Annotated in this window: 8 protein-coding genes; 6 read left to right on the top strand and 2 right to left on the bottom strand. The window is 39.8% G+C overall.

Features of this window, described 5'->3' with window-relative positions; genetic code table 11:
• Positions 1-9: 9 nt before the first annotated feature.
• From FTU58_RS07895 to FTU58_RS07915, 5 genes are all read left to right on the top strand, one after another.
• On the top strand, positions 10-4,521 hold the full coding sequence (locus tag FTU58_RS07895; RefSeq protein ID WP_180062305.1) for a translocation/assembly module TamB domain-containing protein: 4,512 nt from the start codon (positions 10-12) through the stop codon (positions 4,519-4,521).
• 114 nt (positions 4,522-4,635) lie between these two features.
• Entirely contained in the window at positions 4,636-4,995 is a 360-nt protein-coding gene (locus FTU58_RS07900) for a hypothetical protein (RefSeq protein ID WP_104852111.1), read from the top strand.
• Between the two features lie 200 nt (positions 4,996-5,195).
• Positions 5,196-5,465: a hypothetical protein gene (locus tag FTU58_RS07905; RefSeq protein ID WP_004973220.1), complete on the top strand. Its 270-nt coding sequence runs from the start codon at positions 5,196-5,198 to the stop codon at positions 5,463-5,465.
• Between the two features lie 296 nt (positions 5,466-5,761).
• Positions 5,762-8,401 (top strand): bifunctional aconitate hydratase 2/2-methylisocitrate dehydratase, encoded by a 2,640-nt coding sequence (locus FTU58_RS07910; RefSeq protein ID WP_180062306.1) that lies wholly within the window; start codon positions 5,762-5,764, stop codon positions 8,399-8,401.
• Positions 8,402-8,908: 507 nt separating this feature from the next.
• Positions 8,909-9,640: a hypothetical protein gene (locus FTU58_RS07915; RefSeq protein WP_004973230.1), complete on the top strand. Its 732-nt coding sequence runs from the start codon at positions 8,909-8,911 to the stop codon at positions 9,638-9,640.
• A 114-nt stretch (positions 9,641-9,754) separates the two neighbouring features.
• On the opposite strand, the gene FTU58_RS07920 is transcribed toward FTU58_RS07915, so the two are convergent.
• Positions 9,755-10,912, bottom strand: coding sequence for a hypothetical protein (locus tag FTU58_RS07920; protein ID WP_004973232.1), 1,158 nt, complete (start codon positions 10,910-10,912; stop codon positions 9,755-9,757).
• A gap of 371 nt (positions 10,913-11,283) precedes the next feature.
• Here FTU58_RS07920 and pepN point away from each other — a divergent pair, with 371 nt between their 5' ends.
• On the top strand, positions 11,284-13,893 hold the full coding sequence (gene pepN, locus FTU58_RS07925; RefSeq protein WP_131260801.1) for an aminopeptidase N: 2,610 nt from the start codon (positions 11,284-11,286) through the stop codon (positions 13,891-13,893).
• A 128-nt stretch (positions 13,894-14,021) separates the two neighbouring features.
• Here pepN and FTU58_RS07930 read toward each other — a convergent pair whose 3' ends face one another.
• Entirely contained in the window at positions 14,022-14,309 is a 288-nt protein-coding gene (locus FTU58_RS07930; protein WP_179997369.1) for a hypothetical protein, read from the bottom strand.
• Between the last annotated feature and the right edge of the window lie 181 nt (positions 14,310-14,490).

Genomic DNA, 14,490 nt, shown 5'->3' on the forward strand with positions numbered 1-14,490 from the left:
GAGAACATTATGGCTGAAGTTGAACAGCAACCAGAAACTCCAGTAACGCCACCTAAAAAGCGTCGAATACTCAGGAGTGTTTTACTGTCACTGCTGTTGATGCTGGTTTTATTGGTGTCCGCTTTGGTGGTGATGTTCTCAACAGACCGTGGCTCAAAGTTCTTATTAGACAGCGTATTGCAGCGCCAAGAAATTATTCATTATGAATATGAAGGCGGTAATTTATGGCGCGGGATTATTCTGCGCAATATCATCGTCAGTTTAAAACCTGTTGATGTCAAAATTGACCGTGCCGATGTCATTCTTGGTTGGCGTGCTATTTTAGATAAAGAAATCCATCTCAATCGTGCCGATGTGCGTAATCTGCGGATTTATCCGAAAGGCCCACCAAGTGATGATCCATTCAAATTCAATGAAATTCGCTTACCTTTTGTTTTGCGTTTAGATACTGCCGATGTCGATCATTTATTGATTCAAACCGCCTCTGGTACGCAGGTCGATTTTTACGATATTGATTTAAATAATGCCTTGTGGTCGGGTACAGAACTGAAATTTGAAGATTCCAATATGGATATGGGATATTTGAATGTACGCAATGCCACAGGCGATATGAAATTTGAAGGTAAATATCCGCTTAATGTGGTGGGTGATTTAAATATTCCCTCTTTACATGACAGCTTAAATATTCACGATATTAAAGTAGTAGGCAAAGGCACACTCGACACGATTCAGGCGGGTGTTGCAACAAATACGCCTGATTTGCTCACGGGATGGGTGGTGCTGCATCCAATGCGTAAGCAAGTGCCAATGTTTGGTGAGTTACAATTTAAAAACTACCGTTGGCCTATTTTGACCGAGCAGGAACTTTTTACCCAAGCAGGTGCAGCTAAATTTAAAGGCGATATCAAGCGTTTAGATATTGATGTCAATACGGATTTGAGCGGTAAACACATCCCTAAAGGTCAATATACAGGTCTGATGTATACCGATTTAGTTCATCAACTGAATATCAGTAATTTAAATGCACAACTTATGCAAGGTGCTGCCAATGTAGCGGGCATTGTCAGTTGGGATAAAAAAGTCAATTGGGATTTAACAGGACGTCTGGATAAAATTAATCCTAAAGATCCACTAATTCCTCAAGTGGTCAAAGACTTTTTACCGCCAAGTTTAGATGCCAATTTAGCATCTAAAGGTCATTTGGAAAAAGGCACACACTTAACTGCACAAGTCGATTTTGACCAATATGAAACTTGGAATTTAAAACTCGATCAAAAACCTGCGCAGGGCAAAGCGGCAAATCCGATGTTGCTTGATGTGCGCTGGAACAACATAGACCGTGCTGTGCCGTATGTGGGTTGGTTGAAAAGTGAATCGGGTGATGTGCAATTGGCCTTGGTAGAAGGTCAGCAAGATATTTTTGTGGCGAGTAAAGTCAGCACACATGAAAAAACCATGTTACCTGCGGGCATGTACCAAGCCAAATTGAATTTAAAGAATAATCGTTTAAATATTCCTAATTTTAAATTTGATACTGCAGATAGTCATTTGGCAGGCAGCGCCGTCATTGATTTACCAACTGATAAACGTCAGTTGAAATGGAATGCGGTATTGGCTGCGAAAAACTTTAATCCGCAAAGTATCAGCACCGCAGCACCTGTTAATGTGTTAAATGGGCAGTTTAAAGCCAATGGTTTTGCATTGCCGAATCAGCAAATTATTCATTTGAAAGATATTAATTTGACAGGGCGTTTGGTCAATCAAAATGAAAACGTACATTTAACTGGGCAAAGCACCATCGCTTTATTGTTCCATGATGTGAAAGCTGGTGGTGGCTTTAAAAGTTTTGCCGTGAATTATGATGGTGGGTTAAATGCCAGTGCCATTCAAGGCAGTGAAGGACATTTAAAACTAAAATTATCGGGTACGCAGGAACTAATTAAAATTAGCGACTTACGCCATAATGGTGTTGCAGGGCAAATTGTGGCGGATGGTTTGCTGCATTTGAATCAGGGGGTGAGCTGGAATTTAAACACTTCTTTAATTCGCTTTAAGCCGCACTATTTTGTGTCCAGTGTACGTGGTGAATTATCGGGCAATATTCGCACTCAAGGTATTTGGTCAGACACTCAAAAACGGATCAACATTGAACGTCTGAATTTGGCAGGCATGCTCAATAATAAACCTGTACGTGGTACGGGGAATTTAGCCATGTTGATTGATGCTAATCAAAAAGGCTTTTTACCAAAACAGTTTGAAGCCAATAATCTATTTTTGTCTTATGCCAAAAATCAGTTACAAGCAACGGGGAATGCACAAAATCTGCGTATTAAAGTCAATGCGCCTGCTTTATACGAAATCTATTCAGGTTTACGTGGACGTGCGTATGGCTATATCAATGTGCAGTCGCAGCCACGCTTACAAGCCACTGCCAATTTCGCTGTTGATCAGTTCAGTGTAAATAATATTTTCAGCGTGCGTAAATTGCGCCTACAAGGTGAATTGCCAACCTCTGAAAATACGCCAACGCTGATGACGGCATCCATGGAAAATTTACGCAGTGGCAACCGTGGCATCGAGCAAGGGCAGATTTCTTTAGCAGGTACACGTCAGGCACATATTTTAAAACTAGAAGCCGAAAATAAGCTGAGTAAGTTTTATGTACAATTGGCGGGTGGTTTAAATGCACAAAATGATTGGATGGGACAAATTCAGAAAGGAGATTTTGACTCCTTAAGAACCCACTTGGCACAGCGCCAAAACGCAGCCGTGATTTATCAACATAGAACCAGTGAGTTGTATGTTGGTGCGCATTGTTGGATGAGTCAGCAAAGCCAATTGTGTTTTGATCAACCTATTCGTGTGAGTAAAACCAAAGCCAATGCATCATTTGTGACTCAAAACTTAGACTTAAATGACTTTTCTGCATTTATGCCTGAAGGTTTGGCGATTACAGGCAAGGTTAATGGGTATGCCAAAGCGGCGTGGGCAAAAGGACAGAAGCCAAAAATTGATGCACATTTGGTCACGCGTGATGGCGTCATTGGACTTGCTGCGGACGATCCACAAGATATAGGCTCAACCTTGCGCTATGAACAAGTGGCTGTGGTCGCAAAAAGCATTGCCGAAGGCTTGAAATTACGCATAGATGTGAAAACACCTGAAATTGGTACAGGTTATGCCAATGTGCTGATTGATCCTTACACTAAAAACATGCCAATGCGCGGTGAAATTGCCTTTGATCAGGTACAACTTAAAGTTTTTAAACCGTTTATTGCCGATGTGCGCTCAATGGCAGGCATTTTGTCCTTTGCTGGCAAGATCAATGGGACTTTAACTTCACCATTGCTCACAGGTGAAATGCGCCTGAAAGATGGTGCGATCAGCATGATTTCGTTACCTGTAAATCTGACCAATGTGCAGGTCTATTCCTCTATCCGCCAAGATCAAGCCAGCATTAATGGCGCATTTAACAGCGGTGGTGGTGTAGGGCGTTTAACGGGCAGTGTGGATTGGAAAAATGATCCGCGTATTCAGTTAAATTTAAACGGTAAAGACTTATTAATTCGTCAAGCACCGCTAATTACTGCAATGATTACGCCAGATGTATCCTTAGATGTTTTACCTTTCCAGAAAAAACTGAGTTTAAAAGGACGTGTAGATGTACCTCGGGCTTTAATTTCTATGCCTGAAGTGTCTGCACCTGTGGTTAACGTGTCTTCGGATGTGCGTGTGGTACATGAAGGACAAGATCAACTGGCATTATTACGTTCAGCTCGTCCATGGGATATTCGTGCCGATCTTGAATTGAATTTGGGTGATCGGGTCATTTTCCAAGGTTTTAATAGCCGTATTCCACTGATTGGACGTTTGTATTTATCTCAACGTGGTTTAGAAACTGCGATGCGTGCCAATGGTGCGATTGGGGTCAGCCAGCGTGTGAAAATTGAAGCCTATGGACAAAGTCTGGATTTGAACCGTGCCATTGCGCGTTTTAATGGCCCAATTTCTAACCCAACTTTAGATATGGATGCCAATAAAAATGTACAGGGCAGCATGGTCGGCTTTAGAGTTACAGGCACAGCCAGCAGTCCGAACATTCAGGTCTATAACGATGCAGGCTTATCTGAACAAGAAGCATTAAATGCTTTGATCACAGGTCGTATCAATGAAGGTACCAGTGGTTTAAGTCAGACCGAAAGCTTTAAGTCAGACGTCAACAATACTATTGCAGCGGCAGGTATTAGTATGGGATTGGGTGGTACACGTGCCTTGACCAATCAAATTGGACGTACCTTCGGTTTAAGTGGTTTGGCACTTGATGCCCAAGGTACAGGCGATGATACCCAAGTCAGTTTGACGGGTTATATCACCCCAGACTTGTTTATTCGTTATGGTGTGGGGGTTTTCACACCTGTCAATAAATTGACTTTGCGTTATCAAATGAATAAGCGACTGTACTTAGAAGCCAGCCAAGCTTTAGAACGCGCAGTGGATATTTTCTATAACTGGCGCTTCTAACGGCAACCTCACTTAAAAATGCGTTCTATCAGAGCGCATTTTTTAAGCTTGTGCATGGATAGTTTCGTATTTATGTCAACTTTTGATTATCATAAGCACAACAGGAGAGCTTCAATGAAAAAGATTTTGGTGGTGACTGCAGTGCTTGCATTAATGGGTTGTGCAGAAAAGAAACCCTTAACCCCTGAAGAACAATGGCAAGGCTATTGCCGAAGTGTTGGCAATGCTGCGCGTACCATCATGCTAGATCGTCAAAATGCGATTGAAAAAGAACGTGCGATTGAGCATGCCAATAAAATTGAAGATGACATTACCCGTAATTTTATCTCAGAGATTATTGAGCAAGTATATGCATTGCCACTTGAAGAAATTAATGGTGATGTTGATGCGGCACGTGAAAAAGTCCGTACGCAATTTACTGAAAAATGTATCGCGACCCCGCATGATAAAATGCCTGATTACAAACCGTTCTAAAAGAACGGTTTTTTTATGAATTAAAATTGAAATATGTTTTGTACCTCTATATCTTTTATCAAAAATAGCCTAAGTAAATCAAACGTCTAAAACTAAAATAATCAACAAATAAATTGTGACAAGTTCTAAATCTTAAAACTGGCAAAGCTTATCTTTTTCATGAATAATTAAAAACATAACAAAAACAGTAGGAGCGCATAATGGAAGTGGTTGCTTACCTGCATAATGCAGATTTGCTCTTAGAAGATGAACAAGGTGTCGCGGTAATTGGCGGCAGTCATTATGTTTTAAGTTTAGGTGATCGGGTGTATTTACGTCAGCAAATTGATGCACCTGCAAAGATATATCAAGTTCAAATTTCATTTACCAGTGCAGAACACTGTATGCTGCATGAAGATGAAATTCAACTCAAGTTTGAAGGTAGTCGCGAACAATTACAGCACTATCTTCAAGCCACAACAGTACACTAAGGTGGAATATCATTCATTCATTAGAACAGGCAACATGAGTGTTGCCTTTTTTACGAGTTAAACTTTAGGCGAAAAGTTAGTGTACATACAGACAAAGTTAAAATTAAGTCGTGTTTTGTCTGTAAATTGAACAATATGCGCATCATTTAGTTATAAAATAATGGGCATCACAAAGAAACACTCTAGTTGCATTAACTTTTAACCGGAAGTTTAGTAAAATTTTGCAGTCCATATTGTTTGTGATGCTTTAAAAGCAGGAATTCACAAATAATTTTTTAAAAAAGAGGAATAACACCGTGCTAGAAGCTTACCGCCAACACGTTGAAGAACGTGCCGCACTCGGAGTCCCACCGAAGCCACTTGATGATGTGCAAACAGCTGCATTAGTTGAATTATTAAAAAATCCACCAGCAGGCGAAGAAGCTTATTTGGTTGATTTGATTGAAAACCGTGTACCTGCAGGTGTTGACCAAGCGGCATACGTTAAAGCTGCTTTCTTAGCTGCTGTAGCAAAAGGTGAAGCAACCTCTCCACTCGTTTCTAAAGAGCGTGCTGTTTACTTACTAGGTACTATGCTTGGTGGTTACAACGTAGCACCTTTAGTTGAGCTTTTAGACAATGCAGAATTATCTGGCTTAGCTGCTGATGCATTGAAAAACACTTTGCTTGTATTTGATGCGTTCCATGACGTAGCAGACAAAGCAAAAGCAGGTAACGAAAACGCGAAAGCAGTTTTACAATCTTGGGCTGATGCTGAATGGTTCACTAGCCGTAAAGATGTACCTGAAGAAATCAAACTTACAGTTTTCAAAGTAACTGGCGAAACTAACACTGACGACTTGTCACCTGCACAAGACGCATGGAGCCGTCCAGACATTCCATTGCACGCAAATGCAATGTTGAAAAACGTACGTGATGGTATCAACCCAGAAGTTCCTGGTGAAGTTGGTCCATTAAACCAAATCAAAGACTTAATCGCGAAAGGCAACCAAGTTGCTTACGTGGGTGACGTTGTAGGTACAGGTTCTTCTCGTAAGTCTGCAACTAACTCTGTACTTTGGTTCTTCGGTGACGAAATTGCGCACATTCCAAACAAAAAAGATGGCGGCTACTGCTTAGGCGGTAAAATCGCGCCAATCTTCTTTAACACAATGGAAGATGCGGGTGCTTTACCTGTAGAAATCGACGTTTCTAACATGAACATGGGTGATGAAATCACTCTTAAGATCGACCATGCTGCTGCTAAAGTAACAGCGTTCAAAGACGGCGCGCAAATCGCTGAATCTGAACTTAAAACTCCAGTGCTTCTAGACGAAGTACGTGCTGGTGGTCGTATTAACTTGATCGTTGGTCGTGGTTTGACTGCTAAAGCGCGTGAAGCTTTAGGTCTTGCACCATCTACATTGTTCCGTACTCCAGTACAACCTGAAAACACAGGCAAAGGCTTCACTCAAGCTCAAAAAATGGTAGGTCGCGCTTGTGGTCTTCCAGAAGGTCAAGGTGTTCGTCCAGGTACTTACTGCGAACCTAAGATGACTACTGTTGGTTCTCAAGATACAACAGGTCCAATGACACGTGACGAATTAAAAGATTTAGCTTGTTTAGGTTTCTCTGCAGACTTAGTAATGCAATCTTTCTGTCACACAGCTGCGTATCCAAAACCAGTTGACGTTCAAATGCAACACACGCTTCCTGACTTCATCATGAACCGTGGTGGTGTTTCTTTACGTCCAGGTGACGGTATTATCCACTCTTGGTTAAACCGTATGCTTCTTCCAGATACAGTAGGTACTGGTGGTGACTCGCATACTCGTTTCCCAATTGGTATTTCTTTCCCAGCGGGTTCTGGTCTTGTAGCGTTCGCTGCAGCAACTGGTGTTATGCCACTTGACATGCCTGAGTCTGTACTTGTGAAGTTCAAAGGTAAAATGCAGCCTGGTATCACTTTACGTGACCTTGTACATGCGATTCCTTACTACGCAATTAAAGAAGGTGACTTAACTGTAGAGAAGAAAGGTAAGAAAAACATCTTCTCTGGTCGTATCTTAGAAATCGACTTAACAGAAATGGAAACTGACTTAACAGTTGAACAAGCATTTGAATTGTCTGATGCTTCTGCTGAGCGTTCAGCTGCAGGTTGTTCTATCACACTTTCTGAAGAGAAAGTTGCTGAATACCTTCGTTCAAACATCACCATGCTTAAGTGGATGATTTCTGAAGGTTATGGCGATGCGCGTACTATGGCTCGTCGTGTTGAGAACATGGAAAAATGGTTAGCGAACCCATCACTTCTTAAAGCTGATGCTGACGCTGAATACACTAAAGTGTATGAAATTGACCTTGCAGACATCAAAGAACCAATCCTTTGCTGCCCGAACGACCCAGATGATGCAAAACTTCTTTCTGACGTTCAAGGTGACAAAATTGATGAAGTGTTCATCGGTTCTTGTATGACAAACATCGGCCACTTCCGTGCTGCTGGTAAGTTATTAGACAAAGTTCCTGGTGGTTCTTTATCTACTCGTCTATGGTTAGCGCCTCCAACTCGTATGGACGAGCGTCAACTTATGGAAGAAGGCTTCTACAACACTTATGGTAAAGCGGGTGCGCGTACAGAAATGCCAGGTTGTTCATTATGTATGGGTAACCAAGCACGTGTAGCACCGAACACAACTGTAGTATCTACTTCTACACGTAACTTCCCGAACCGTTTAGGTCAAGGTGCAAACGTTTACTTAGCTTCTGCTGAGCTTGCATCTGTTGCAGCGGTACTTGGTAAGTTACCAACACCAGAAGAATACCAACAGTACGCTTCTCAAATCGACAGCATGTCTGCTGACATCTACAAGTACTTGAACTTTGACCAGATGGAAAGCTACACAGACGCTGCTGCGAATGTAGACACCAAGAAAATTGCTGCTGCTCAGTTGACCTAAGTTAGGAAAAGCAAACGCAAGAGCAAATCTATGATTTGTTCGAGTGTTGAGCGATAAGCAAGATCAAATAAGGGCTGATTATTCAGCCCTTATTTTTATGTGTAAAATTTCAATCTAATAATGAATGACATTTAAAACAGCATAGATTGTGATATTTCAGCTTGCCTAGCTGATTTTAAAAATAGGGGCGTAAGCTATGAAATAAATTAGGATTTAACTTATTAAAACAATATAAATTTGCCTATCAATACCGTTCGTCATAAAATAATGTAAACTGCGTCACAAAATATAATGGATTAATGCTGGTATTCAATTTTAATTATAATTTTTGGTAAAAACTTTATTGAAATGAACTACTTAGTTTTAATTTTAATGAAATTGGATATTTTTTAATAACTTACTATAATGATTGTAAAATTATGTAATTAAAATGTGTCATATTATTAATGCATTGACCAATTAAAAAAATTTTGCGTCTCTCTTTAAATATGAAACTGGGTTGTTTTTATGAATTTAATAGAAACAGTTTTTGACTTTAAAGCGCTTTCAATGCAGCAGCAATCGTATTTTTTTGAAAAAATTTATCAATTCGATCAAAAAATCTTTCCAAATTCGAGTTTAGAAGAATTTAAAGCCTTTGTTTATGACCCCGATGCAATCGCAGTCACGGTTATTCAATATCATGATCGAGATCAAGTGGTTGGGCAAAATGTTATTCCTTTTATTTTGATTCATTATAATGAACAGCCTATGCATGTGGTCAATTCACGAGCGGGTTTTTTGTCTGAATATCAAAAACAAAATTTGACGATTCCAAGTGCAGTCAAAGCCATGTTGAATCGACGCTTAAAAAATCCATTTATTCCATTGTGGTTTGTGATTAGCATTAATCAACCGAAGATTTATTCTTTGTTTGCTTCGCGTTCTAAAAGTTTTTTCCCAAGAGTCGGGAAAACTATGCCTAAGGAATATCATGAAGTTTTGCAGCTTATGGCGGCACGGTATCCTGAAATTCAAAAGCGCGGTGAAGGCGTATATGTGCATGAAACTCATTCTCCAGCACGAAGTTTTGAGCAACTGATGCATTTGAGAATTCCGCAAGATGTACATTCCAATTTCTTTTTGCAGCACGCGCCTGATTATTTTGATGGTTGGGGCATTATGTGTATTTGTAAATTAGACGGTAAAACTTTATCTGAAACGGCACTCAATTTAGCACTAAACAGAAAAGTGGATTAGGTGCTTATCACATCGAAAAACTGTAATCCTCTGTACGTATCCTGTTGACTCTATACTGCAGTAGATGATGAATTTGGGCAGTGATGGGGTGTAACCATCATCTTCACCAAAGTTTTATTGAGTGAAATAATGATCTTGATGTTTGCAGTTGCGACAAAATAAGGACACATAATTTTCTGCGTCATAATCGACAGTCAGTTCATCCGATCCGCAGTGCATACAGCGTTTAAGTGAATAAAATTTAAGTCGTGCTTCAATTTTTCGCCAAGAACGCCACACAGGTTGAAAGAAAATCCTTTCGTCATAACCCAAAAAGCGGAAGAATAAAATTTCGCTCATATAGCTGAAAGGCAAATTAGGCGGGCGTGGCAGGGTAGAGGTCTCCCATTTTTCAGCCACTGACCGTTCTCGGTATTGCTGCACAGTCTTTTTCAGTAAATTGGTATTAATAAAGTTTTCATTACGCGGTTTGAGTGCTTTTTGTTGGTATAAAAATTCCAAAGCAGTTTGCACCAAGTAATAAATTTGTCCAACCGCCAAGACATCTAAAAGTCGGTAGCAAAAGCTCTGAAAACTATGGTTGCCCGCAATTTGTATTCCCCAAGTCCGACAATAAAATTGCATAAACTGCACAATCTCTTGATACAGCAATAAATACAGCGCATCTTTGACTTCATCTGCTGTTTTGAACGGTGTGCCCATACTCAGATTTTCATAAAACCAATAACGTAATTGTTGTGCAATGCTGAATAAGCTTGGTTCAGAATAACCATCTAAACGGACATTGATATAATATTGCTGCGCATTTTCCGCAAAATCTTTGGCAATTAATATTTGCTCTTTTAGCAAATGTTTGATCATGCCGTGCTGGAAAAAATAGTTGGGGGTAATATTTAAATACTTGATTTTTTCCCAATCTATAAATTCTTCATGTGGAATATGTTCCTGTGCATGCTGATCTAAAATACTCAATAAAAATAATTTATCTATAAAACGCAGCTGATTTAATTCGCGTTCAGGTGCATCCTGTTTTTTGAATTTTTGTTGTTCTTGCAAGCGGGTTTCCGCCATGATTTTTTTGCGTTGTTGGGTACAGCTTGCGCAATGACAGTTTTGTTGTTGGCTATTTTGAAAGATGCGATGTTCACAATGACTACATTGGTGAAAATTTAATTCCTGCTCATATTGTTCTGCTTCTACCCAATACATAGATGCCTGACACAAAGGGCATAATGTGCTTTCATCTAATTGTTTTTGCAGAATTTGTAGCATTGTGAAATAGAAGCTCAAGTAAATCGTGATATGTCATTATACATGGCTTGTGTACTGAAAAGTGGAAGCTTCTGTGCTTTTGATCATCATCAAAATTAGCCTGTGTTGGTCGTATTTGAAGTGAAGTTGCATATCAAAATATTAAATTTACGCGTAATAGCAATACAGGTATTGATTTAAACAGTCTGCTTTTATGTTACTTGTACAGGATTAATCCAGATAGGATTGAAAAGCTTGGGTTGAGCGCCCATATAAATCAGCATTGTTGAATAAGACTGAAATAGATTGTGTGCAGACAGATGTTGAAAGTTGTCGTATGATCATTGCAACTTTACAAAAACAAGCGCATCGCCACAAAGAATGAGGACAAGATGAATATTGCAGCAAATCCTATGGTTGAAGCCAGCCAAACTATCTATTTAAAAGACTATCAAAAACCTTCATTCTTGGTAGATGCTGTAGAGCTAGATATTCAAGTCTATGCAGATTACACCCAAGTGGGTGCAACATTGAAAATGCAGCGTCAGACTGCAGGCGATTTGGTGTTATTGGGCCGTGATTTAGAATTGAAATCTATTATTTTGAATGGCACGGAATTATCGGAAAGTGACTATCAATTAGATAGTGAGCAGCTTCGCATTGCAAATGCACCTGATCAAGTCACGTTAGAAACCATCGTGATCATTCATCCTGAAAGCAATACGCAACTTGAAGGCTTATATCAGGCAAGTTCTGATTTATTTGTTACCCAAAACGAGCCTGAAGGTTTCCGTAAAATTACCTTCTATCCTGACCGCCCAGACGTATTGTCGGTATTTACCACACGTGTTGAAGCCGATAAAAAATATCCTGTGTTATTGGCAAACGGCAACTTGTTAGAAACAGGTGAAGCAGGCGAAGGTCGTCATTATGCGATTTGGCAAGACCCGACCAAAAAGCCAAGCTATTTATTTGCTTGTGTGATTGGCGATTTGGCAGTCATGAAAGACCATTATGTGACATCTGAAGGGCGTAATGTTGCACTGGAAATTTATGCAGAAGAAAAAGACATTCCAAAATGCAAAATTGCTATGCAAGCGTTAAAACATTCGATGCGTTGGGATGAAGAACACTATGGTCTGCCGTATGATTTAGATAATTATATGATTGTGGCGACCAGTGCCTTCAATATGGGCGCAATGGAAAATAAAGGTCTGAATATTTTCAATACGTCATGTGTATTGGCCGATGAAGAATACACCACAGATGCCGCAATTATGCGCGTACAGTCCGTGATTGCGCATGAATATTTTCATAACTGGACAGGTAACCGTATTACTTGCCGCGATTGGTTCCAGTTGTGTTTAAAAGAAGGTTTAACGGTGTTCCGTGACCAATCTTTCTCTGAAGATTTACAGTCTGCCGCAGTACAGCGTATTGATGATGTGGCGGTGCTCAAAGCACATCAATTCCCCGAAGATTCTGGCCCGTTATCGCACCCGCCACGTCCAGATCATTTTGTAGAAATTAATAACTTCTATACCGCAACAGTCTATGAAAAAGGTGCGGAAATTAACCGCATGATGTCGACTTTACTCGGTAAAGAAAAATTCCGTAAAGGTAGTGATGAATATTTCCGTCGTCATGATGGACAAGCAGTCACGGTTGAAGATTGGGTCAATGCTTTAAGCGCAGGTTCAGGTGTCGATTTATCTAATTTCCTGACTTGGTACAATCAACCAGGCACACCAAAGCTTGAAGTGCAGGGCGAATACGATGCGGCTGCGCAGGTTTATCGTTTAAATTTAAAACAAAGTCTGAAAAGCAATGCCAAATATCCAAACTTAAAAGCATTGCCTATTCCTGTTGCATTGGCATTGTTCAATGCAGAAACAGGCGAGCAATATATTTTGCAGTCTGAAGCTTTGGTTGAAAACTCAGTAAAAGATGGTGTGTATTTGTTTGATCAGGCACAAGCAAGTATTGAATTTAGCGGTATAACTGCGCATCCCGTTGTTTCTTTATTGCGTAATTTTTCTGCACCTGTGAATTTAGAATTTAACTATTCTAATGATGAATTGGCATTTTTAATGCAGCACGAAACCAATGGCTTTAACCAGTGGCAGGCGACTCAGACTCTATTGGAACGTATTTTATTGGAAGAACATGCAGCAGATACTTATTTGCAAGCCATGAAAAATACAGTACCTGCTTTAATTGAAAAAGATCCTTTGTTGGCATCACGTATTTTTGATGTACCTTCTGAAGGCTATTTGGGCAGCCGTATTGATCAAAATTATCAACCTGAAAAAATTCAGCAACAACGCAATGCGCTGTTAGATACATTGGCGCGCGAACTTGGTGCATTCTGCAAAGAAACCTATTTAAGCCTTGATCCAGACATGCAGCAAGATTTCTCTCAGGCAATGGGTGTACGTGCTTTAAAGAATATCATGTTGGCGTTAATGGCACGTCAGGGCGATGCCGAAGCGTTTGAGCTGGCAAAGCAGCAATACCAAACAACTCGAAATATGTCTGAGCGTTTAGGGGCATTGCGTGTCTTGGTGTGGAATGATGCACCGCAAGCCAAAGCTGCTTTGGAAGATTTTTATACACGTTTTAAAGATGAAGCTTTAGCACTTGATCAATGGTTTATGGTTCAAGCTTCACATCCAAAAGCGACAGCTGAAACCATTCAGGCTTTAACTGCACATCCTGATTATGATTTGGGTACACCTAACCGTATTCGTTCAGTCAGTGGTGGTTTAAATAGCAACCCTGTGAATACATGGAGTTTTGGTGTTCAGCATTTTATTGACTTAGCCAAGTATTTAGATGAGAAAAACCCAATTGTAGGTTCGCGTTTATTGCAGGTGTTGTCGCGTTGGTACACTTTGGCAGAGCCACAACGTAACCAAGTGCAAGCAGCGTTGCTAAATTTGCAGTCTGTGGTGAAATCTAAAAACGTGGTTGAAACCCTAAATAGTATGTTAGAGGTTTAAGTTAAAAAACTAAAAGCCATTTCATCAATTCGTTGAAATGGCTTTTTTGTGGCTGGAATACATTAAAAATAATCTAGCTTAGTCACAGCGAATTTGATATTCATTTTTATAGTTGGTGTAAGTTTCATTTAATTCAGCATGTAATTTTTCTCGTTATATTGCCGATCTTCAGGTTTAGAATTTTTAAGTACAATTGGCATATATTCATGTTTGTAAATCTGCGTATATTCTTCACAAATAATATGTTTGCGCTCATCTGCAGAATAGTTATCTAAATCGCGAAGCAAGATTTCATTCATTTTGGTATTGATGAGATCGAGTTCATCAAACATGCTTGGGGCTTGATCTGACGGTTGGGATGGGGAACAGCCGAAAGTGATAAAGCTACATATCAGAACGTAAACCCACTGCTTCACATTGACCCCAATGATAAAAAATCAAATTTATATTATAGCCTTAAAAGCGTAAAATTTAAGTGAATAGTCAGTTTTATTGGCAGTGAAATCAATTGAATGACAGTGTGTCGATTTTGTGTATTTAGACAATATGGCTGACTTGGGAAATGCAGTTTTATGTGTTAGTTTTGATGAAAATGAA

The sequence above is a fragment of the Acinetobacter sp. YH12120 genome (assembly GCF_013418795.1).
Classification (GTDB): Bacteria; Pseudomonadota; Gammaproteobacteria; order Pseudomonadales; family Moraxellaceae; genus Acinetobacter; species Acinetobacter towneri.